This is a genomic window from Duganella sp. Dugasp78 (genome assembly GCF_059491455.1).
On record NZ_CP168506.1, the window covers coordinates 3,353,865 to 3,375,479 of the forward strand.

16 protein-coding genes are annotated in these 21,615 nt (G+C 63.6%); 9 read left to right on the forward strand and 7 right to left on the reverse strand.

The features are described from left to right. Position 1 precedes the first annotated feature (1 nt). Positions 2–2,074: a M3 family metallopeptidase gene (locus ACEN9O_RS14870; protein ID WP_495618288.1), complete on the reverse strand. Its 2,073-nt coding sequence runs from the start codon at positions 2,072–2,074 to the stop codon at positions 2–4. 100 nt (positions 2,075–2,174) lie between these two features. After that, entirely contained in the window at positions 2,175–3,020 is an 846-nt protein-coding gene (folD, locus tag ACEN9O_RS14875; protein ID WP_070269234.1) for a bifunctional methylenetetrahydrofolate dehydrogenase/methenyltetrahydrofolate cyclohydrolase FolD, read from the reverse strand. A 247-nt stretch (positions 3,021–3,267) separates the two neighbouring features. On the opposite strand from folD, the gene aceE reads away from it, so the two are divergent. The 4 genes from aceE to ACEN9O_RS14895 all read left to right on the forward strand — a co-directional run bounded on the left by aceE (position 3,268) and on the right by ACEN9O_RS14895 (position 12,032). Next, positions 3,268–5,958: a pyruvate dehydrogenase (acetyl-transferring), homodimeric type gene (gene aceE / locus ACEN9O_RS14880; protein ID WP_495618289.1), complete on the forward strand. Its 2,691-nt coding sequence runs from the start codon at positions 3,268–3,270 to the stop codon at positions 5,956–5,958. 145 nt (positions 5,959–6,103) lie between these two features. Further along, positions 6,104–7,771, forward strand: coding sequence for a dihydrolipoyllysine-residue acetyltransferase (gene aceF, locus ACEN9O_RS14885; protein WP_495618290.1), 1,668 nt, complete (start codon positions 6,104–6,106; stop codon positions 7,769–7,771). Between the two features lie 9 nt (positions 7,772–7,780). Next, complete coding sequence (gene lpdA, locus ACEN9O_RS14890) at positions 7,781–9,568, forward strand: dihydrolipoyl dehydrogenase (protein ID WP_495618291.1); 1,788 nt, start codon at positions 7,781–7,783, stop codon at positions 9,566–9,568. A 136-nt stretch (positions 9,569–9,704) separates the two neighbouring features. Then, complete coding sequence (locus ACEN9O_RS14895) at positions 9,705–12,032, forward strand: glycoside hydrolase family 31 protein (RefSeq protein ID WP_495618292.1); 2,328 nt, start codon at positions 9,705–9,707, stop codon at positions 12,030–12,032. 67 nt (positions 12,033–12,099) lie between these two features. Here the strand turns inward: ACEN9O_RS14895 and ACEN9O_RS14900 are convergent, their stop codons facing one another. Next, positions 12,100–12,441 carry an energy transducer TonB gene (locus tag ACEN9O_RS14900; RefSeq protein ID WP_495618293.1) on the reverse strand — a complete coding sequence of 114 codons (342 nt, stop codon included), beginning with the start codon at positions 12,439–12,441 and terminating at the stop codon, positions 12,100–12,102. A gap of 138 nt (positions 12,442–12,579) precedes the next feature. After that, a complete protein-coding gene (locus ACEN9O_RS14905; RefSeq protein ID WP_495618294.1) occupies positions 12,580–13,878 on the reverse strand; it encodes a M20/M25/M40 family metallo-hydrolase in 1,299 nt (432 codons plus the stop codon). 159 nt (positions 13,879–14,037) lie between these two features. Between ACEN9O_RS14905 and ACEN9O_RS14910 the strand changes: the two genes are divergently transcribed. Further along, on the forward strand, positions 14,038–14,694 hold the full coding sequence (locus tag ACEN9O_RS14910; RefSeq protein ID WP_495618295.1) for a thiol:disulfide interchange protein DsbA/DsbL: 657 nt from the start codon (positions 14,038–14,040) through the stop codon (positions 14,692–14,694). A gap of 1 nt (position 14,695) precedes the next feature. After that, on the forward strand, positions 14,696–15,022 hold the full coding sequence (locus tag ACEN9O_RS14915; RefSeq protein ID WP_495618296.1) for a TfoX/Sxy family protein: 327 nt from the start codon (positions 14,696–14,698) through the stop codon (positions 15,020–15,022). A gap of 31 nt (positions 15,023–15,053) precedes the next feature. Here the strand turns inward: ACEN9O_RS14915 and ACEN9O_RS14920 are convergent, their stop codons facing one another. Then, positions 15,054–15,236, reverse strand: coding sequence for a hypothetical protein (locus ACEN9O_RS14920; protein ID WP_495618297.1), 183 nt, complete (start codon positions 15,234–15,236; stop codon positions 15,054–15,056). Between the two features lie 55 nt (positions 15,237–15,291). Further along, a complete protein-coding gene (locus ACEN9O_RS14925; RefSeq protein WP_495618298.1) occupies positions 15,292–16,005 on the reverse strand; it encodes a TetR/AcrR family transcriptional regulator in 714 nt (237 codons plus the stop codon). 130 nt (positions 16,006–16,135) lie between these two features. Here ACEN9O_RS14925 and ACEN9O_RS14930 point away from each other — a divergent pair, with 130 nt between their 5' ends. From ACEN9O_RS14930 to ACEN9O_RS14940, 3 genes are all read left to right on the forward strand, one after another. Continuing rightward, positions 16,136–17,281 (forward strand): HlyD family secretion protein, encoded by a 1,146-nt coding sequence (locus ACEN9O_RS14930; RefSeq protein ID WP_495618299.1) that lies wholly within the window; start codon positions 16,136–16,138, stop codon positions 17,279–17,281. Between the two features lie 11 nt (positions 17,282–17,292). Further along, positions 17,293–18,915, forward strand: a complete 1,623-nt coding sequence (locus ACEN9O_RS14935) for a DHA2 family efflux MFS transporter permease subunit (RefSeq protein ID WP_495618300.1) — start codon at positions 17,293–17,295, stop codon at positions 18,913–18,915. Between the two features lie 119 nt (positions 18,916–19,034). Continuing rightward, entirely contained in the window at positions 19,035–20,489 is a 1,455-nt protein-coding gene (locus ACEN9O_RS14940; RefSeq protein WP_495618301.1) for an efflux transporter outer membrane subunit, read from the forward strand. Between the two features lie 132 nt (positions 20,490–20,621). On the opposite strand, the gene ACEN9O_RS14945 is transcribed toward ACEN9O_RS14940, so the two are convergent. Further along, positions 20,622–21,551, reverse strand: coding sequence for a LysR family transcriptional regulator (locus tag ACEN9O_RS14945; RefSeq protein WP_495618302.1), 930 nt, complete (start codon positions 21,549–21,551; stop codon positions 20,622–20,624). Positions 21,552–21,615: the final 64 nt, after the last annotated feature.

Below are 21,615 nucleotides of genomic sequence, written 5' to 3' on the forward strand. Positions count from 1 at the left end.
ATCAGGCCGCCATGCCGCTGTGACGCAGCAGCGCGTCGATGCTGGGCTCGCGGCCGCGGAAGGCCGTGAACGATTCCAGCGCAGGGCGCGAACCGCCCACCGACAGGATCTCCTGCAGGTAGCGCTTGCCGGTTGCCGTGGTGGCGTCCGGGCCCAGCGCCTTGGCTTCCTCGAACGCGGCGTAGGCGTCGGCGGACAGCACCTCGGCCCACTTGTAGCTGTAGTAGCCGGCCGCGTAGCCGCCGGCGAAGATGTGGCCGAAGGAGTTCTGGAAACGGTTGAATGCCGGCGGAATGATCAGCGCGAATTTGGCGCGCACTTCGTCGATCAGCTGCTGCACGGTCTTGCCGGTGCTGGCGTCGTAGTCGTAGTGCAGGTGCATGTCGAGCAGCGAGAACTCCACCTGGCGCAAGGTCTGCAGGCCGGACTGGAAATTCTTCGCGGCCAGCATCTTGTCATACAGCGCGCGCGGCAGCGGCTCGCCGGTGTTCACGTGCGAGGTCATGTGCTCCAGCACTTCCCATTCCCAGCAGAAGTTCTCCATGAACTGCGACGGCAGTTCCACCGCATCCCACTCGACGCCGGAGATGCCGGACACGCCCAGCTCGTCCACCTGCGTCAGCATGTGGTGCAGGCCGTGGCCGAATTCGTGGAACAGCGTGATCACTTCATCGTGGGTGAACAGCGATGGTTGCGCGACGCCGTCCACCACCGCAGGCTCGGTGAAGTTGCAGGTCAGGTAGGCGACCGGGGTCTGGACTTTTTCTTCCTCGGCGCGGCGGCCGCGGGCGTCGTCCATCCAGGCGCCGCCGCTCTTGCCGGCGCGCGCGTACAGGTCGAGGTAGAACTGGCCGATCAGCTTGCCGTTGCGCTCGATGCGGAAGAAGCGCACGTCCTTGTGCCATACGGGCGCGTCGTCGGGCTTGATCTCGACGTTGAACAGGTTCTGGATCAGGCGGAACAGGCCGTCGACCACTTTGTGTTCGGGGAAGTACTGCTTCACTTCCTGCGCCGAGAAGGCGTAGCGGCGCTCCTGCAGTTTTTCGGAAGCGTAGGGGATGTCCCAGGCTTTGAGCTCGGCGATGCCCAGCTCGTCCTGCGCGAATTTTTTCAGTTCGGCCAAGTCCTGCTCGGCGAACGGACGGGCGCGCTTGGCCAGGTCTTCGAGGAAGGCAATCACCTGGTCCGGCGACTGCGCCATCTTCGGCACCAGCGACACTTCGGCGAAGTTCTTGTAGCCCAGCAGCTTGGCTTCCTCGTCGCGCAGTTTCAGCAGCGTGACGATGTTTTGCGTGTTGTCCCAGTCTTCCTTCTTGCTGAACACATCGCCCTGCTCGGAGGCCTTGGTGGCGTTGGCGCGGTAGATGGTCTCGCGCAGTTCGCGCTTGTCGGCGAATTGCAGGATCGGGAAGTAGGACGGGAAGTGCAGCGAGAATTCGTAGCCTTGCTTGTTTTCCTTTTCTGCGGCGGCGCGCGCGGCGGCCTTGACGTCCGCAGGCAGGCCGTCCAGGTCGGCTTCGTCGGTCACCAGCAGCTTGTAGTCGTTGGTGGCGTCAAGCACGTTTTCGGAGAAGCGGGTCGACACCGACGCGTGCTCTTCCTGGATCTCGGCAAAGCGTTCTTTCTTATCGGCCGGCAGTTCGGCGCCGCCCATGCGGAAATCGCGCACGGCGTTGTCGATGATGCGCTTGCGGGCCGGCGACAGGCTGTCGAAGCCGGCCGACGCGCGCAGCGCCTTGTACTTGCCGAACAGCGCCTCGTTCTGGGCCAGCGCGGTCCAGAACTCGGTGACCTTCGGCTGGTTGTCGTTGTACGTGGCGCGCAGTTCGGGCGTATCGACCACATTGTTCAGATGGCTGACGATGCCCCACGCGCGGCCCAGCAGCTCGGTGGCGTTTTCCAGCGGGGTGACGAAGTTATCCCAGGTCACTTGCTCGGACGGCGCTTCCAGTTGCGCGACCACGGCGCGGCTCTTGGCCAGCAGCTCGTCAATCGCCGGGGTGACGTGTTCGGGCTTGATCGCATCGAAACGCGGCAGGCCGCTAAAGTCGAGGAGGGGATTATCTGTAGTCATATCAGTTCCAATATTGGTTACGTACGCTCGCGGGAACCGTTCACCCCGCACGGCGGCGATGGGGGTCTGACCCCATGGGGGCAGACCCCGACTTGTCGGGTTAAGTACGCTCGGCCGCCTCGACGGTGTTCATCAGCAGCATGGTGATGGTCATCGGACCCACGCCGCCAGGTACCGGCGTGATGTGCGATGCCACTTCCTTGATGCCGGCGAAATCGACGTCGCCGCACAGCTTGCCCGCGTCGTCACGGTTGATGCCGACGTCGATCACGATCGCGCCCGGCTTCACCATATCAGCGGTCAGCGTATTGCGGCGGCCGGTTGCGGCCACAACAACGTCGGCTTGGCGGGTGTACAGGCCCAGGTCCGGCGTCGCACTATGACAGATGGTGACGGTGGCGTTGGCTTGCAAGAGCAGCAGCGCCATCGGCTTGCCGACGGTGTTGCTGCGGCCGATAACCACCGCGTGCTTGCCGCGCAGGTTGACGCCGGTGCTTTCGATCAGCTTCATGCAGCCGTACGGCGTGCACGGACGGAAACCGTCCAGGCCGGCCATCAGCTCGCCGGCGCTCAGCACCGAGTAGCCGTCGACGTCCTTCTTGGTGGAGATCGCTTCGATGACCTTGTGCGGGTCGATGTGCTTGGGCAGCGGCATTTGCACCAGGATGCCGTGGATGGCCGGATCGGCGTTCAGCGCGGCGATACGCTCGAGCAGGGCGGCTTCGCTCAGGTCGGCAGGGTACTGATCCTTCAACGAATAGAAACCGGCGTCTTCGCAGGCCTTGACCTTGTTGCGCACGTACACGTGGCTGGCCGGGTCGTCGCCGACGATGATCACGGCCAGACCGGGCTGTTTGCCTTGGGCGGTGAGGGCGGCAGCACGTGCAGCAATTTCCGCGCGCAGTTTTTGGGAGAGGGCGATTCCGTCGATCAGTTGAGCAGGCATGATTTAACCAGGTTGGAGAGGAAAGCAGGATTATAAAGCCGCCGCGCGCACTGCGCCGCGTTTCCAGCGGTTTAGTCATGTTGCGACGCAAAAGATTTTCATAGCGTGATTTCATAATACGAAATGACATATCGTAATTTGAAAAAGCAGAAAACTGCTGTTAGAATCGCACACGGCATTAAAGTATTGGTAAATAATTAGCAGCTAAGCAGCGTTCCATCCGCACTCAACTCAGGAGACTTAATACATGTCAGCTCAACTTGACCAGGTAACGGCAAACACCGACCCTGATTCGCAAGAAACCAAAGAATGGCTGGACGCTCTAGCCGCAGTGCTGGAGCAAGAGGGCCCTGAACGTGCTCACTACCTGATGGAACGCCTGATCGACCTGGCCCGCCAAAGCGGCTCGGATATCCCGTTCTCCGCCAATACCGCATACGTCAACACCATCCCTTCCCACCTCGAAGTCCACTGCCCAGGCAACCTGGAATACGAAGAGAAGCTGCGCTCGTGGATGCGCTGGAACGCCATGGCGATGGTCGTCAAGGCCAACCGCGTCGACGGTGACCTCGGTGGCCACCTGTCCTCGTTCGCCTCGCTGGCCAACATGCTGGGCATCGGCTTCAACCACTTCTGGAAAGCGCCTAGCGAAAGCCACGGCGGCGACCTGCTGTACATCCAGGGCCACTCGTCCCCGGGCGTGTACGCCCGCGCCTTCCTCGAAGGCCGCCTGACCGAAGAGCAGCTGACCCATTACCGTCGCGAAGTCGACGGCAAGGGCCTGTCCTCGTATCCGCACCCGAAACTGATGCCGAACTTCTGGCAGTTCCCGACCGTGTCGATGGGCCTGGGCCCGTTGATGGCGATCTATCAGGCGCGCTTCCTGAAGTACCTGCACGCGCGCTCGATCGCCGACACCACCGACCGTAAAGTCTGGGCATTCTGCGGCGACGGCGAGATGGACGAACCAGAATCGCTGGGCGCGATCGGCATGGCCGCGCGCGAGAAGCTGGACAATCTGGTCATCGTCGTCAACTGCAACCTGCAGCGCCTGGACGGCCCTGTGCGCGGCAACGGCAAGATCATTCAAGAGCTGGAAGCGGATTTCCGCGGCGCCGGCTGGAACGTCGTCAAAGTCATCTGGGGCCCGGGTTGGGACGCGCTGCTGAAGCAGGACAAGGACGGCATCCTGCGCAAAGTGATGATGGATACCCTGGACGGCGAATACCAGAACTACAAGGCCAAGGACGGCGCCTACGTGCGCAAGCACTTCTTCGGCAAGCATCCGAAGCTGCTGGAAATGGTCGCCAACATGACCGACGACGACATCTGGCGCCTGACGCGTGGTGGCCACGATCCGCACAAGATCTACGCCGCCTTCAAGGTCGCGCAGGAACACAAAGGCCAACCGACCGTGCTGCTGGTGAAAACCATCAAGGGCTTCGGCATGGGCAAGCACGGCGAAGCGCGCAACACCGCGCACAACACCAAGAAGCTGACCGACGAAGCCGTGCGCGAAATGCGCGACCGCTACTCGATCCCTATCCCGGACGACCAACTGGCCGACATCCCGTTCTACAAGCCTGCCGACGACGCTCCGGAAATCAAGTACCTGCACGAGCGCCGCGCAGCGCTGGGCGGCTACCTGCCGGCCCGCCGCATGCAAGCCGACGAGAAGCTGACCGTGCCGCCGCTGTCCGCATTCCAGAACGTGCTGGACGCGACCGCCGAAGGCCGTGAAGTTTCGAGCACCCAGACCTACGTGCGTATCCTGACCACGCTGCTGAAAGACGCCAGCGTCGGTCCACGCATCGTGCCGGTGCTGGTCGATGAATCGCGTACCTTCGGTATGGAAGGCCTGTTCCGCCAGGTTGGTATCTTCAACCAGCAAGGCCAGTTGTATGAGCCGGTCGATAAAGACCAGGTGATGTACTACCGCGAAGACAAGGCCGGCCAGATCCTGCAAGAGGGTATCAACGAAGCCGGTGGTATGAGCTCGTGGATCGCTGCGGCGACGTCGTACTCGACCAACAACCGCGTGATGATCCCGTTCTACACGTACTACTCGATGTTCGGCATGCAGCGTATCGGCGACCTGGTATGGGCCGCCGCCGACATGCGCGCCCGTGGCTTCCTGATGGGCGGCACCGCCGGCCGCACCACGCTGAACGGCGAAGGCCTGCAGCACGAAGACGGCCATAGCCACCTGTTCGCAGCGGCTGTACCGAACTGCATGCCTTACGATCCGACCTTCGGCCACGAACTGGCCGTGATCATCCAGGACGGTATGCGCCGCATGGTGGAAGAACAGGAAGACGTGTTCTACTACATCACCATCATGAACGAGAACTACCCGCACCCTGGCATCAAGCCGGGCCAGGAAGAGGGCATCCTGAAGGGTATGTACCTGCTCCAGGAAGGTGATAAGAAGGCCAAGCAGCGCGTGCAGCTGATCGGCTCCGGCACCATTCTGCGCGAATCGATCTTCGCTGCCGAACTGCTGAAGAACGACTGGAACATCGCCGCCGACGTGTGGTCCGCTCCGTCGCTGACGCTGGTGGCCCGCGATGGCCAGGACGCAGAGCGCTGGAACCTGGTCAACCCGACCAAGGAACAACGCGTGCCGTACGTGACGCAGCTGATGAACAATACCAGCGGCCCTATCGTCGCGACGACCGATTACATGCGTGCGTTTGCTGAACAGATCCGCGCCTTCATTCCTAAAGATCGCACCTACCGCGTGCTGGGTACCGATGGTTTCGGCCGTTCGGACACCCGTGCCGCGCTGCGTGAATTCTTCGAAGTGAACCGTTACTACATCACGGTCGCTGCGCTGAAATCGCTGGCGGAAGAAGGCAAGATCGACGCGAAGGTGGTGGAGCAGGCAGTCGTCAAGTACGGCCTGAACGCCAACAAGCCAAATCCGGTGACCCAATAAGGTCAAACTCGATACCGTCGCCACACCGTCATTCCCGCGAAAGCGGGAATCCATACGCAGCCTGACTGCTTGCAAAGTATGGATCCCCGCCTGCGCGGGGATGACGGATTTGAGGCTGTTATAAATAGAACACGGAGCAAACGCTATGAGCATTGTGGAAGTTAAAGTCCCGGATATCGGTGATTTCAAGGAAGTTGAAATCATCGAGCTGATGATCAAAGTAGGCGATACGATTAAGGTAGACCAGTCGCTGATTACTGTTGAATCGGATAAGGCCAGCATGGAGATTCCTTCGTCCGCCGCTGGTGTGGTCAAGGAAATCAAGGTCAAGGTCGGCGACAAGGTGGCCGAGGGTTCGCTGCTGCTGTTGCTGGAAGCCGATGGCGCCGCCGCTGCTCCTGCAGCTGCCGCACCTGCACCAGCCGCTGCGGCCCCAGCACCGGCGCCTGCCGCTGCTGCCGCACCAGCGCCGGCTCCTGCACCTGCTGCATCGGCCGGTCCGGTCGAAGTGAAGGTTCCGGACATTGGCGACTTCAAGGAAGTTGAAGTCATCGAAGTGATGGTCAAGGTTGGTGACACGATCAAGGTCGATCAGTCGCTGCTGACCGTTGAATCGGACAAGGCCAGCATGGAAATCCCTTCGTCGCACGCTGGTGTGGTGAAGGAAGTGAAGATCAAGGTTGGCGACAAGGTTGCCATGGGCACCGTGGTGCTGGTGGTCGAGGCTACGGGCGGCGCTGCTGCACCTGCTCCAGCCGCTGCTGCACCTGCTCCAGCCGCTGCTGCTCCAGCCGCTGCCGCGCCTTCGCCGGCGCCTGCTGCTGCAAGCACCGCGACGGCAGTGCCGTCGCCTTCGCAAGGCTCGGTCCAAACCGGCAAGCTGGCGCACGCATCGCCGTCGATCCGCAAGTTCGCCCGCGAACTGGGCGTGGATCTGGGCAAGGTGCCAGGCACCGGTCCTAAAGGCCGCATCACCCAGCTGGATGTGCAGAACTACGTCAAGGGCGTGATGGCCGGTACCACCGCTGCACCTGCCGGCGCATCGGCGCCAGCCGGTTCCGGCGGCGGCATGAGCGTGCTGCCATGGCCAGTGGTCGACTTCAGCAAATTCGGTCCGACCGAACTGCTGCCGCTGTCGCGCATCAAGAAAATCAGCGGTCCTAACCTGCATCGCAACTGGGTCATGATCCCGCACGTCACGCAGTTCGACGATGCCGACATCACCGACCTGGAAGCGTTCCGTGTCGAGACCAACAACGCCAACGCCAAGAACAAGGACGCGGCCAAGCTGACCATGCTGGCCTTCGTCATCAAGGCATCGGTCGCCGCGCTGAAGAAGTTCCCGTCGTTTAACGCGTCGCTGGATGAGAAGGGTGAAAACCTGATCCTCAAGCAGTACTACAACATCGGCTTCGCGGCCGATACGCCGAACGGCCTGGTTGTACCGGTGATCAAAAACGCCGACCAGAAATCGGTCTCGCAGATCGCTCGCGAGATGACCGAGCTGTCGCTGCAAGCACGCGAAGGCAAGCTGAAACCGACCGACATGCAGGGCGCCAGCTTCACCATCTCGTCGCTGGGCGGCATCGGCGGTACGCACTTCACGCCTATCGTCAACGCGCCAGAAGTGGCGATCCTGGGCTTGTCCAAGGCATCGATCAAGCCGGTGTGGGACGGCAAGGCATTCCAGCCTCGCCTGATGATGGGTACCTCGCTGTCCTACGACCACCGCGTGGTCGACGGCGCGATGGGTGCTCGCTTCTCCGTGTACCTGAGCGAAGTGCTCGGCGACATGCGCAAAATTCTGCTGTAAGGAGCGACTATGAGCACAGAAGTGAAAGTGCCGAACATCGGCGACTTTGCAGAAGTTGAAGTGATCGAGGTGATGGTCAAGGTTGGCGATACCATCAAGGTAGACCAATCGCTGATCACCGTTGAATCGGACAAGGCCAGCATGGAAGTCCCATCGTCGCACGCCGGCGTGGTGAAAGAAGTGAAGGTCAAGGTTGGCGACAAGGTCAAGGAAGGCTCGCTGATGCTGGTGGTGGAAGCTGTCGCTGGCGCGGCCGCCGCACCGGCGCCTGCTGCGGCCCCGGCTCCAGCTGCTGCAGCACCTGCTGCTGCGCCAGCCGCCGCGCCAGCCGCGCCGGTCGCCGCACCAGCCGGTAGCAGCTACGCCGGCCAGGTCGACATCGACTGCGACATGATGGTATTGGGCGGCGGTCCTGGCGGTTACTCCGCCGCGTTCCGCGCTGCGGACCTGGGCCTGAACACGGTCATCGTCGAGCGTTACGAAACGCTGGGCGGCGTGTGCCTGAACGTCGGTTGCATCCCGTCGAAAGCGCTGCTGCACGTGGCATCCGTGATCGACGAAACCGCTCACATGTCCAACACCGGCGTCACTTTCGCCAAGCCGACCATCGATATCGACCAGGTACGCAAGTACAAGGAAGGCGTCATCAAGAACATGACCGGCGGTCTGGCCGGCATGGCCAAGGCACGCAAGACGCAAGTCGTCACCGGTGTCGGCCAGTTCCTGAGCGCGAACCATATCGAAGTCACGGCCGCCGACGGCACCAAGAAAGTGGTGCAGTTCAAGCAGGCCATCATCGCTGCCGGTTCGGCTGTGGTGAAGCTGCCGTTCGTGCCTGAAGATCCGCGCATCGTCGATTCGACCGGCGCTCTGGAACTGCGCCAGATCCCGAAACGCATGCTGGTTATCGGCGGCGGCATCATCGGCCTGGAAATGGCCACCGTGTACTCGACCTTCGGCGCGCGCATCGACGTGGTCGAAATGATGGACGGCCTGATGCAAGGCGCCGACCGCGATGCGGTCAAAGTCTGGCAGAAGTTCAACGAGAAGCGCTTCGACAACATCATGACCAAGACCAAAACGGTAGGCGTTGAAGCGCTGCCGGAAGGGATCAAAGTCACCTTCGAAGCGGCGGAAGCCGGCGCCGCAGCGCCAGCGCCGCAGGTCTACGATCTGGTGCTGGTTGCGGTGGGCCGCAGCCCGAACGGCAAGAAGATCGCCGCCGACAAGGCTGGCGTGATCGTGTCCGATCGCGGCTTCATCCCGGTCGACAGCCAGATGCGCACCAACGTGCCGAACATCTTCGCCATCGGCGACCTGGTGGGTCAGCCTATGCTGGCGCACAAGGCGGTGCACGAAGGCCACGTGGCGGCGGAAGCCGCAGCGGGCCAGAAGTCGCACTTCGATGTGAAGGTGATTCCATCGGTGGCCTACACCGATCCGGAAGTGGCATGGGCCGGCATCACCGAAGACGAAGCGAAAGCCAAGGGCATCAAGGTCGAGAAGGGCCACTTCCCTTGGGCAGCGAGCGGCCGCGCCGTGGCCAACGGCCGCGCCGAAGGCTTCACCAAGCTGCTGTTCGACGCTGAAACGCACCGCATCATCGGCGGCACCATGGTCGGCACGCACGCCGGCGACATGATCGGCGAGATCGCGCTGGCGATCGAGATGGGCTGCGACGGCACCGACATCGGCAAGACGATCCACCCGCACCCGACCTTGGGCGAGTCGATCGGCATGGCCGCCGAAGTGTACGAAGGCGTCTGCACCGACCTGCCGCCGCCGCGCAAGCGCTAAGCGACAGTCTGCATCACACGAAACCGGGACTTGTTCCCGGTTTTTTTGTTAGGCCGATTGGGGATTTTCATAATTGCCATATTGGGGGATCGTCTGCAGAATGGCTTGATAACCACTGCCAAAAGAGACACATTACATGAGCACCTCCCTCCGTGCGCTGATCCCGGCCGCCTTCCTGGCCGGCGCCGCACAAGCTTCCCCTATTGCCACCCTGGACCGCGACGGCGCCTGGGTTTCCGTTGAGGCCTACGGTCCCAACATCGTCCACATCACCATCGCCGCCGACAAAGCGGAGGCCTTGAAAGGGCCGGGCTACGGCATCCTGCCGAAAGCGTCGGACCCGGCCGGTTTCCGCCAGCAGAGCGGCAAGGATGGCGACGTCTTCACCTCGGCGGCCATGAGCCTGCATATCGCCGCAGCGCCGGCGCCGCACACACCGTCCTCCAGTGAAAAATATTTTGCACCGTCGCTGGCGCCGGTCGCGCTGAAGATCAAGAACGCCCAGGGCCAGGTCATCCTGGACATGGGCAGCTGGGAGATGTCGCCGCAAACCGTCAGCGGCGAGAAAACCTACCAGGTCGGCGCCTCGTTCGCGGCGCCCGCCGACGAGCATTACTACGGCATGGGCCAGAACCAGGAGTCGACCGGCCCGCTGGATCTGCGCGGCCGCACCCTCGATTGCAAGCATTGGTACGATGCGCCGGCCGGCGAGACCGTGTGCGTGCCGTTCATGGTGTCGTCCAAGGGCTATGGCATTGTCTGGGACAATCCGTCGGCCACCCGCTTCACGGCCGGCGTCAACGGCCACACGGTGTTCCAGTCCAATGTGGGCGATCGCGTCAGCTTCTTCGTCATCACCGGCAGCACTCCGGAACAGATCTACTCCGGCTACGCGCGCGTGACCGGCAAGACCCCGATCCCGCCGAAGGCCGCCTTTGGCCTGATCCAGTCCAAGGCCCGCTACGAGAGCCAGGGCGAAGTGCTGCGCGTGGCGAACACCTACCGCCAGAAAAAATATCCGCTCGACGTGATGGTGATCGACTGGTTCTACTGGACCCGCATGGGCCAGATGGATATCGATCCGGCGCAGTTCCCCGACCCGGATGGTATGAACAAACAGCTGCACGACATGGGCATGCAGTCCATCGTCTCGGTCTGGCCGCGCTTTGAAACCTCGGGCCGTTATTTCAACGAGCTCGATACCAAGGGCTATCTGCTGAAGGACAAGGATGGCAAGAGCGTCGACGGCCTGCCGTTCCGCGCCGACCGCACCGGCGGCTTGATCGACTCCACCAATCCGGCCGCCCGCAAGTGGTATTGGGAACACACCCGCGACAATATCCTGTCGCACGGCTTCGACTACCCATGGCTGGACGAGACCGAGCCGGATCTGGTACCGGACGGCTTCTTCTATTCGATCGGCTCGGGCGACCGCTATCGCAACCTGTTCCCGCTGCTGCACGTGGAAGGCGCGGCCGAAGGCATGCGCGCCTGGAAGCCCAACAAACGCGTGCTGATCCTGTCGCGCGCGGCCTATCTCGGCTCGCAGCGCACCGGCGCGCTGTTCTGGTCCTCGGACGTCGGCACCACCTGGGAGGCGCTGTCGCGCCAGATCCCTACTGGCCTGAACATGACCGCATCGGGCATCGCCTATTGGGGCAACGACATCGGCGGCTGGCCGTGGCTGGCGCAGACCACCAGCGCGACCAAGACACCGCTGGTCGATCCGACAGGCGCGCGCGACACCGTGGGCCAGAACCACGACTATCCTGAACTGCTGACGCGCTGGTTCCAGTACGGTACCTTCCTGCCGACCCTGCGCCTGCACGGCGACCGCAAGCACACCGAGATCTGGGAATACGGCCCGCAGGCCGAAGCCATCCTGGCGCGCTACGACCGCCTGCGCTACAGCCTGATTCCCTACATCTACAGCCAGGCGCGCAAGACCTACGACACCGGCGCGCCGTTCATGCGCGCGTTGTGGATGGACTTCCCGAACGATCCGAATGTGGCCAACCTGGGCACCGAATACATGTTCGGCCCGGCCTTCCTGGTGGCGCCGGTGACGGAACAGGGCCAGACGCAGAAGGACGTTTATCTGCCGGCAGGCAGCGACTGGTACAACTACTGGACCAATGAAAAGCTGGCCGGCGGCCAGTGGGTCAGGGTGGCTGCGCCGATCGAGCAGATTCCCGTGTTCGTGAAGGCCGGTTCCATCGTGCCGATGGGCGCCGACATCCAGTCCACCGCGACGCAGCAGGCCATCTCCAGCATCGTGGTCTACCCGGGCAAGAACACCAGCTTCGCGCTATATGACGATGACGGCGTGTCGTACGACTACGAGAAAGGCAAGGGCACCACGCGTCATCTGAATTGGGATGAGGCCAGCGGCAAGCTGAGCGTCAGCGGCGACGCCGAATTGGCCAAGACCGCGCCATCGCTGTTGAAAGTCATCGGCCGCTGACCGGGAGAGGCGGTATCCAGGCTCGGGCTGCCGGCACCGTGGTGCCAGGCAGCCGGGCAGGCCGACATCAGTTCAAGACCCACTTGTATTGCACGACAGCCCAGACCGGGGCGCCGTTGGTTTTCGACAGGGGGGCGAACTTGCAGCTGGTGCTGGCGCGCAGCGAGGCACGGTCACGCAGGCGGTCGCCGCTCGATTCGACCACTTTGGCTTCGCGCACCGATCCGTCGGTGCCGATCAACACGGCAAGACGTACGGTGCCCGTGACTTCATCATCCCAGGCGCTGCGGTAGGATGGGACGGCGCAGTCGGCCGCTTCCAGGCGGGTGGCCGATTCGGTGGCGTTGGCGGCCAGGGCGGACGTGCCCAGGGCGATGGCGATGGCGATGCTTCGGACTTTGGCGATCATGAGGGGCTCCTGAAGGAAAGTTCAAAAAGAATGATTGGTACGCCCTCAATATAATGCGCTGCAGCATATATTGAAAATTTATTGTTGGAATATGAGTCATTCTATTTCTGTATATCACTTCAGGGGCCTGAGCAATTCCTAGCGCGTCAATCGATAGAGCAGGATCGCCGTGCGGATGGTGGCGCGTTCGATGGAGGCGATTTCCAGGTCTTCGTCGGGCGAGTGGGCGCCGTTGCCGGTGGCGCCCAGGCCATCGAGGCTGTCGAGCAGCGGGGCGACAAACTGCACGTCGCCGGCGCCGCGCAGGCCCGGCGGCAGGGCGGGGATCTCGCCGAGGCCGGCGTCGCTGCTGGCTTGCGAGTAGGTCTTCAGGATGGCCAGGTTGCCGTCGGTCGGCGACATCGGCGGATACGATTCGTGGAAGCTGATGCTGGCGCTGGTGCCCGGCAGGTTTTGCGCGACGATGGCCCTCATCTTCGCGTGCGCGCGGTCGCGCTGCGCGTAGCTCAGGTAGCGCAAGTCGCCGTGCACGGTGGCGGTGCGCGCGATCACATTGCCCTTGCCGGCGGCCTGGCCTTTTGAGCCGGTGGCGTCGAGGCTGACCTCGGTGCCGCCCAAAATCAGGCCGGGGCTGAAGGTCAGGTCGGGCTCGATCACCTGCTGGCGGAAGCCGTCGACGATGCGCGCCGCCTCGTACACGGCGCCATAGCCGGCACTCTCGCTGAAGATGCCGCCGGAGTGGCCCTGCTTGCCTTTTACTTCCAGATCCCACGACGACGAGGCGCGGCGGCCGATGGTGCCGGTGTCCTCGCCGTTCTTGTTGCGCATGGTGGCTTCGAAGGCCAGCGCGAGGTCGCTGCGCTTGGCGGCGGCGACCATGTCGGCGCGCGAGATCTCGACCGGGTCTCCGGCGTTCTCCTCGTCGCCGCTGAACATGACGGTGATCGTGGTGTTATCGAGCGCGCCCACGCGCTGCAAGGCGCGCAGCGCTTCGACGATGATCACGTCGCCGCCCTTCATGTCGTTGACGCCCTGGCCGCGCACGCGGGCGCCGTCGCGCTTCCACAGCTGCACCGGGCTGTCCTTCTCAAACACGGTATCCAGATGGCCGATCAGCAGCAGGCGCTTGCCCTGCTTGCCCTCGCGCGTGGCGAGCAGGTGGCCGGCGCGCTTGACGGCGGGCGGCATGTCGATCCAGCGGGTGGTGAACCCCAGCTGGTCGAACTGCTCGCGGAACAGCTTGCCGACTTCGCGCACGCCCTCGTGGTTCATGGTGCCGCTGTTGATGTTGACCGAGCGCTCCAGCAACTGCAAGCCCTGCTCAGAATGCGCCTTGACCTCGGCCACGATCTTTTGCTCGACCGGCGACAGCGCGGCGGCGGCTGCGCTCCCCATTGCCAGCACCAGTGCTGCGAACGTGAACGGTTTCAATGCCATGTGGACTCCGTGAGTTTGAAGAAAATAGAGCGTAAAGAATAACACCTGCCGCAAGCCCGGCACAAAAGGCTCATAGACTTAATGCCGCCTTAATCGGCCCGCCGCGGCGCAGGGGAAGCTGGTATATTCGCTGTGCAGATTTTTTCATAAAGGATAACCATGCTTCGCCTGAAACTCGCTGTCGCCGTCGCCGCCTTGCTGGCCGGTTCCGCCTTCGCATCGCCCACCGCGCCGAAGAACGGCGCCGAGTACACCACCCTGAAAACGCCGCAGCCGGTACAGGCCGAAGGCAAGAAGGTCGAAGTGATCGAGTTCTTCATGTATCACTGCCCGGCGTGCTACGCGCTGGAGCCGGCCATGCTGGCGTGGGTGAAGAAGCAGGGCGATGGCATCGTGTTCCGCCGCATTCACCTGCCGCTGACCGGCGAGAACGATCCCGAAGCGCATATGTTCCTGACGCTGGAGGCGATGAAGCTGGAAGAGTCGCTGCACGCCAAGCTGCTGACCACCTGGCACGTCGAGCGCCGCCGCCTGAAGAGCGATGCGGACAACCTCGATTGGGCCGTCAAGAACGGCATCGACAAGGATAAATACCTGGCCGCGTACAACTCGTTCTCGGTCATCACCCGGCTGAAAAGCGCCGGCCGCGTGGCCAGCACGTATGAAGTCAACAGCACGCCTACGCTGATCGTCAATGGCCGTTACCTGACCAATCCTTCGCTGGTGGACGCCAGCAACCCAGGCATTCCGCGCCAGCAGCTGGACCAGGCCACCTTGCAGGTGCTGGACGCGCTGGTCGCGATGTCGCGCAAATAAGGTGGCCGCCAGCGCTGAATTTGTCGGCTGGATGCGCGAGCAGTTCGCGCCTCTCGGTGCCGCCCTGTCGGACGGCGCGTTCTTCGGCGGCCGCGCTTTCAAGTATCACAGCCGGCAGTTCGCGTGGGTGATCGGCAGCACGCTGTACCTGCGCGTGAGCGACGCCACCCGCGCCGAGTTCGAGGCCGAAGGCGCGGCGCCGTTTTCCTACCAGACCAGGAAGGGCACGGTGCTGGTCCGCAAATTCTATTCGGCGCCGGAGTTCCTGCTGGACGATCCCGAGCAGATGCTGGTGTGGGCCCGCAAGGCGATCGACGCAGCGGAGTAGAGCGCCGCGCGGCGCCGGCGTTTCAGGCGTTTTAGTTGACGGTGAAGCGGGTCGGGATTTCGATGCCGCCGTTGCGCGCGGCTTCGGCGTAGGCTTGCATTTCCTGGATGACGGCGTCGAGCTGTTCCTGGCCAGGGTTGGCCTGGAACATTTTGATGCGCTCGTTCATGAGCGTTACCTGCCTGCTCCAGTCCAGTCGATTCGTTTTGCTCATGTCTGCTCCGTGGGTAAAAAAACAGTATAGAGCAAATGATAAAAATGCACAGCTTCTAACGCAGCACGGCGTGGAAGAATAGGTCCAGCCCTTGGGCGGCGCGGGCGCGCAGCTCGTCGGTGGTGGGCGGATGGTCGATCGGGAACAGCATGCGCACCATGGTGTCGCCCATGATGCAGGTGATCAGGTGCACCGCCACCGTCTCCAGCGGCACTTCCGGACGCAGCTGGGCGCGGATGTCGGGACGGCCGAAAAAGCGCATCAGTTCCTGGCGGGTGCGCAGCGGGCCGGCCTGGTAAAAGGTTTCGGCCAGCTCCGGCGTGGTCCTGGCCTCGGCCACCACCATGCGGTGCAGGCTGACGAACGGGGGCGCCGACACCAGCTCCAGGAAGCGCAGCGCGAAGTCTTCCATCACTTCCCGGAACGGCCGCATATCCGCTTCCATATCCGCCATGCCGGCGAAGAAATGCGCGCGGCCGTTGGTGATGACGGCGTTCAGCAGCCCGGCCTTGCCGCCAAACTTGACATAGATGGTACGCACGGCGACGTGCGCTTCGCGGGCGATCATTTCCAGGCTGACCTTGCTGTAGCCCTTTTCCAGGAATAGTTTGGCCGCCGTGTGCAGCAGCGCCTGCAGGCGGGCTTCCTTGTCGGCCGCGCGCGGGCGGCCGGCCGCCTTGCCGTAGCAGGGCGAGTCGGGGGAGTCATTGGCGGCGTCTTCCGGGCAATCCGGGTCGTCCAGGGCGGCGGCGTTGGCGGTGATCTTCATGGGCTGACATGTTAATGGATGCGGACATCGTAGTCCAAAATAAAATGAAATGCAATCGTTTCATTTCTTGACTTTGCCAAAAAACGGGCTAATAATGCACTTCTCCCATTTCATTTATTTGGAGCTGCACATGTCCACTCAGCACAACCAAGAACAGAAAGTGCTCAGCGCCGTACCCGCCGCCCAGCCTGCGGCGCCCGCCGCCGCGCCGGCCGGTCCGGCCAAGTCCAATACCCGCGTGCTGGTGATCGCCGCCATCGTCGCGCTGGCCGCGCTGGCCGCCGGCGGCCGCATGTGGTACCGCAGCCATTATTTCGTCGAGACGGAAAACGCCTATGTGGCCGGCCACGTGCATCCGGTCTCGGCCCGCATCGCCGGCGTGGTCACCAAGGTGCTGATCGACGATAACCAGATCGTCAAGGAAGGCGATGTCATTGCCGAGCTGGACCCGTTCGACCAGCACGTGAAGGTCGAGCAGATCCAGGCGCAGATCGCCAGCGCCGAGCAGCAGGTGGCGCAGTCGGACGCGCAGATCGCCCAGACCCAGGCCCAGGCCAGCGCCGCCGCCGCCCAGGTGGCGCAGTCGGAAGCGCAATTGGTGCGCGCCAAGCAGGACGCCGAACGTTACGGCCAGCTGTATAACAGCCAGATGAAGGCCGTCTCGAAAGCGGAACTGGACAGCGCCGTCGCCGGCCGCGCCAGTGCCGTGGCCGACCTGGCCGCCCGCAAGGACAACGCCGCCGCCGCCAAGGCCCAGATCAGCGCCGCCCACGCGGCGCGCGACGTGCTCAAGGCGCAGGTCAACGTGCTGCGCGTGCAGTTGAAGGACGCCCAGCAGCAGCTGGCCTACAACCGCATCCTGGCGCCGGTCGGCGGCCGCATCGGCAAGCGCAGCATCGAAGTGGGCCAGCGCGTGACGGCCGGCCAGCAGCTGACCGCCATCGTGCAGGAAAACGTCTGGCTGACCGCCAACTTCAAGGAAACCCAGCTGGCCGACCTGAAGCCGGGCCAGGAAGTCAAAGTGTCGATCGACGCGATTCCGGGCCGTGAGCTGATCGGCAAAGTCGACAGCTTCGCGCCAGCCTCCGGTGCCCAGTTCGCGCTGCTGCCGGCCGATAACGCCACCGGTAACTTCACCAAGATCGTCCAGCGCGTGCCGGTCAAGATCACCTTCAAGCCAGAAGACGTCAAGGCCCTGAGCGGCCGTCTGGTACCGGGCATGTCGGCGATCGCCGAAGTGGCGATCCGCCAGTCCGGCGACAAAGCGGCGCACTAAGGAGCCCTGTCATGGCTAGCACCACAATCGATACGCCGGCCGGCGGCGTGGGGAAACCCGCGCTCGCGCCGATCATGCCGGGCGAGAAGGTCTCCGGCCGCACCTGGATGGCGGTGGCCGCCGGCATGCTGGGCGCCTTCATGGCGGTGCTCGACATCCAGATCACCAACTCGTCGCTGAAGGACATCCTCGGCACCTTGTCCGCCACGCAGGAAGAGGGCTCGTGGATCGCCACCGCCTACCTGGTGGCCGAGATCATCATCATCCCGATGACCGGCTTGCTGACGCGCGTGTTCGGCATGCGCGCCTACATGATGGGCACCACCGCGCTGTTCCTCGGCTTCTCCACGCTGTGCGGCTTCGCCTGGAACCTGCCAAGCATGATCGTGTTCCGCATGCTGCAGGGCTTTACCGGCGGCGCGCTGATCCCGATGGCGATGACGCTGGTGATGGCCAAGCTGCCGCCGTCCAAGCGCGCCACCGGTATGGCCATCTTCGGCCTGACCGCGACCCTGGCGCCGTCGATGGGCCCGACCTTCGGCGGTTACCTGAGCGAGCTGTATGGCTGGCCGTCGATCTTCTACATCAACTGGGTGCCTGGCCTGCTGCTGATCGGCGGTATCGCCCTCGGCCTGGACAAGGAGAAGGCGCAACCCGGCCTGTTGTTCAACGCCGACTGGCTGGGCATCGGCTTCATGGCCCTGGGCCTGGGCAGCCTGACCATCTTCCTGGAAGAGGGCAACAGCAAGGACTGGTTCGATTCGTCCTTCATCATCACCTTCGCGGCGATGGCCATCATCGGCCTGCTGGGCTGGGCAGTGACGGGCGCCACGCGCAAGCAGCCCTTTGTCAACCTGGGCTTGTACGGTCAGCGCAACTTCTTCGCGGCCACCGCGCTGTCGATGGCGATGGGCATGGGCCTGTACGGTTCCTCGTTCCTGCTGCCGCTGTACCTGGGCCAGATCGCCGGCTACTCGCCGATGCAGATCGGTGAAGTCATCATGTGGGCCGGCCTGCCGCAGCTGTTCATCATGCCGTTCGTGGCCAAGCTGTCGTCGAAGATCGACAACCGCATCCTGTGCTCCTTCGGCCTGCTGCTGTTCGGCGGCTCCTGCCTGATGAACGCCTACATGGATGCCAGCACCGGCTACGACCAGCTGCTGCTGTCGCAGGTGGTGCGGGCGCTGGGCCAGCCGTTCGTGATGCTGACCTTGTCGAACTTTGCGATGAACGGCATCTCGCCGAAGGACATGCCGTCGGCATCGAGCCTGATCAACATGACCCGCAACCTGGGCGGTTCGATCGGCATCGCGCTGCTGGCTACCGCGCTGACTTCGCGCGAGCATTTCCACTCGCAGCGCATCGGCGAATCGGTGACCGGTTTCGCGGCCGCCACGCAGGATCGCCTGGCCGCGTTGACGCAGTCGTTCATGAGCAAGGGTTTCGATGCCACCAGCGCCGGCGACATGGCCTTGAAAGCGATCGACGGCATCGTGCGGCGCGAGGCGTATGTGATGGCTTATAACGACGGCTTCTTCCTGGTGGCGGCGGTGCTGTTCGGCTGCATCGGCGTGCTGTGGTTCTCAGACAAAGTCAAAGCCCCTTCGGGTGGCGGTGGCGGCGGCGCGCACTAAGCGCCAACTGTCATTCCCGCGCAGGCGGGAATCCATGGAACGCCAGCCGGGATGCTGTGTATGGGTTCCCGCTTTCGCGGGAACGACGGAGTGATTAATTTTAATTATGAGGTAACACCATGTTGAATTCAGCTTTGAAGCGCCTGACGCTCGCTGTTTCCGTAACGCTGGCAGTGACCGGCTGCGCCACCGTCGGCAGCGATTTCTCCGCGCCGAAGAACGTCGCCGACGCTTCGTTCCGCCACCTGCCGCAAGCCGGCGCCAGCGAGGCGCATCTGCCGGCGCAGTGGTGGACCGTGTTCAACGACGATACCCTGAACCGCCTGGAACAAACCGCGCTGCGCGACAACCCCAGCATCAAGGCCGCCGCCCAGCGCCTGGTGATCGCGCTGGAGCAGGCCGGCGTGTCGCGCTCCAGCCAGCAGCCTTCGCTGAGCGTGAGCACCTCGGTGTCGAACTCGCGCACCTCGGCCGAGACCTCGCAAGGCCTGGCGCTGGGCGGCCGTTCGATCAAGGGTAACAACTACGCGGTGGGCGCTTCGCTGTCATATGAAGTCGACCTGCTGGGCCGCGTGCGCCGCCTGGTCGAAGCGTCCGACGCGCAGGCATTGGCGGCCGAGGCCGACCGCGACGGCGTGCTGTTGCTGCTGTCGTCGCAGCTGGCCACCACCTATTGGCAGCTGCGCGGCCTGGACGCCGAGATGGCGATCCTGAACGGCGCGCTGGACACCCGCCGCGAGACTGAAGAGCTGGTGACGGCGCGCTTCAACGCCGGCCTGTCGAATGAGCTGGACGTATCGCGCGCCCGCATCGAGCGCGCCAACGCGCAGGCCGACCTGCATGAGGTGCAGCGCCAGCGCAACCTGCTGGAGCACAGCCTGGCGACGCTGGTCGGCGCTTCGCCATCGGCGCTGCTGACGGCGCCGAACGCCAATGCCGCCGTGCTGCCGCAACCGCCGGCGATCCCGGTCGGCCTGCCTGCCAGCCTGCTGGCGCAGCGTCCGGACCTGGCGGGCAGCGTGGCCAACCTGCGTTCGGCCAACGCGCAGATCGGCGTGGCCGAAGGCGCGTTCTATCCTTCGCTGACGTTGACCAGCAATTTCGGCTACGCGTCGGAGAGCTTGAAGGAACTGGGCAAGGGCGGTTCGCGCCAGTTCAGCATCGGACCTCTGGCGCTGTCGCTACCGATCTTCGACGGTGGCCGCAACAAGGCCAACCTGGCCATCTCCAAGGCGCGCTATGAAGAGGCGATCGCCAATCACGAGACCAAGCTGCTGACGGCCTTGCGTGAAGTGGAAGACGCGCTGTCGGATGTGCAGGAGCGTCAGCTGCAGGGCGAGGCGCAGTCGGCCTCGCAGGTGGCGGCGGCGCGCGGCTACCTGGTGGCGCGTGCGCGCTACGAGCGCGGCGTGTCGACCTACCTGGACGTGACCGATGCGCAGCGCAGCGCGCTGGCGGCCGATCGTGCGGCGGTACAGATCAACACCCAGCGCCTGCTGGCCGCGGTGTCGGTGGCGCGTGCCTTGGGCGCGGGCTGGCAGCCGTCGGCGCAACTGGCCGCAGTGGCGCAGTAAGACGACCGCAACCCCGTCATTCCCGCGCAAGCGGGAATCCAGGCATTGCCTGAATTCCCTCCATGCTGAGCCGTGCTTGAATACGTAGCATGGGTCCCCGCTTGCGCGAGGACGACGGCTTCGAGTTGCGATTTACGCGGAAGAGGCCAGCGGCAGCGCTGCCGCTGGCCCGAAGCGTTCCACGATGAAGTCGATGAAGGTGGTCAGTTTGGGCGTGGCCCTGCGGTCGCGCTGGTAGATCAGATGCATCGGCCGTGCCGGCGGCAGATAGTCGCACAGCACCGGCACCAGCCGCCCGGCGGCGATGTCCTGCGCCAGCAGCACCTCGGCCTGCATCACGATCCCGAAATCCTTGAGCGCGGCCATGCGCAGCGCCTGGCCGCTGTTGGTGCGGAAGCGGCTGGCCGGCAGCTCGTGCTTGCCGCGTCCTTGTCGCATCTGGTGCACCGATTGCAGGCGCCAGTTCACGCCCACCGTCCCCACCATGAAGTCCAGGCACTCGTGCCGCGCCAGATCGTCCGGCGTTTGCGGCGTGCCGTGTTTTTTCAGGTAGGCCGGCGAGGCACAGATCGACATCGCGTAGTTGAACAGCGGGCGCGCGATCATGCCGGAATCGTCCAGTGGGCCGATGCGCACGGCGGCGTCGTAGCCTTCCTCCACCATGTCGACCATGCGGTCGTTGAGGTTCAGGTCCACGCCGACTTCGGGATGCAGGCGCAGGTAGTCGCTGATCGCGGGTGACAGCCATTCGCTGCCGAAGGAGACCGGCGCGGTGATGCGCAGCCTTCCGCGCGGCACGCTGCGCATCGCTTCGGCGCCGGTTTCGGCGGCGGCGATCTGCGCCAGGATGGCGCGGCACTGTTCAACGTACTGGGCGCCGATTTCCGTCAGGCTCTGGCGACGCGTGGTGCGCGTCAGCAGGCGCGCGCCCAGCGTGGCCTCCAGGTGGGCAATGTGCTTGCCGACCATGACCGGCGATAGCTGGAAGGCGCTGGCGGCGGCCGTGAAATTGCCGGCGTCGACCACCGCCACGAAGATCTCCATGCTGCGCAGCTTGTCCATGCGATTGCTAATTCTGGGTTAGTAATGATCGTCATATTAGCGCATTTATTCCTTTGAGGTTGTG

Coding starts and splice junctions, on each gene's coding strand:
- ACEN9O_RS14905 (WP_495618294.1), bottom strand. CDS start 13,878: ATGGCATTGAAACCGTTCACGTTCGCAGCACTGGTGCTGGCAATGGGG.
- folD (WP_070269234.1), bottom strand. CDS start 3,020: ATGCCTGCTCAACTGATCGACGGAATCGCCCTCTCCCAAAAACTGCGC.
- ACEN9O_RS14895 (WP_495618292.1), top strand. CDS start 9,705: ATGAGCACCTCCCTCCGTGCGCTGATCCCGGCCGCCTTCCTGGCCGGC.
- aceE (WP_495618289.1), top strand. CDS start 3,268: ATGTCAGCTCAACTTGACCAGGTAACGGCAAACACCGACCCTGATTCG.
- ACEN9O_RS14925 (WP_495618298.1), bottom strand. CDS start 16,005: ATGAAGATCACCGCCAACGCCGCCGCCCTGGACGACCCGGATTGCCCG.
- ACEN9O_RS14945 (WP_495618302.1), bottom strand. CDS start 21,551: ATGGACAAGCTGCGCAGCATGGAGATCTTCGTGGCGGTGGTCGACGCC.
- ACEN9O_RS14940 (WP_495618301.1), top strand. CDS start 19,035: ATGTTGAATTCAGCTTTGAAGCGCCTGACGCTCGCTGTTTCCGTAACG.
- ACEN9O_RS14935 (WP_495618300.1), top strand. CDS start 17,293: ATGGCTAGCACCACAATCGATACGCCGGCCGGCGGCGTGGGGAAACCC.
- lpdA (WP_495618291.1), top strand. CDS start 7,781: ATGAGCACAGAAGTGAAAGTGCCGAACATCGGCGACTTTGCAGAAGTT.
- ACEN9O_RS14910 (WP_495618295.1), top strand. CDS start 14,038: ATGCTTCGCCTGAAACTCGCTGTCGCCGTCGCCGCCTTGCTGGCCGGT.
- ACEN9O_RS14870 (WP_495618288.1), bottom strand. CDS start 2,074: ATGACTACAGATAATCCCCTCCTCGACTTTAGCGGCCTGCCGCGTTTC.
- aceF (WP_495618290.1), top strand. CDS start 6,104: ATGAGCATTGTGGAAGTTAAAGTCCCGGATATCGGTGATTTCAAGGAA.
- ACEN9O_RS14900 (WP_495618293.1), bottom strand. CDS start 12,441: ATGATCGCCAAAGTCCGAAGCATCGCCATCGCCATCGCCCTGGGCACG.
- ACEN9O_RS14920 (WP_495618297.1), bottom strand. CDS start 15,236: ATGAGCAAAACGAATCGACTGGACTGGAGCAGGCAGGTAACGCTCATG.
- ACEN9O_RS14930 (WP_495618299.1), top strand. CDS start 16,136: ATGTCCACTCAGCACAACCAAGAACAGAAAGTGCTCAGCGCCGTACCC.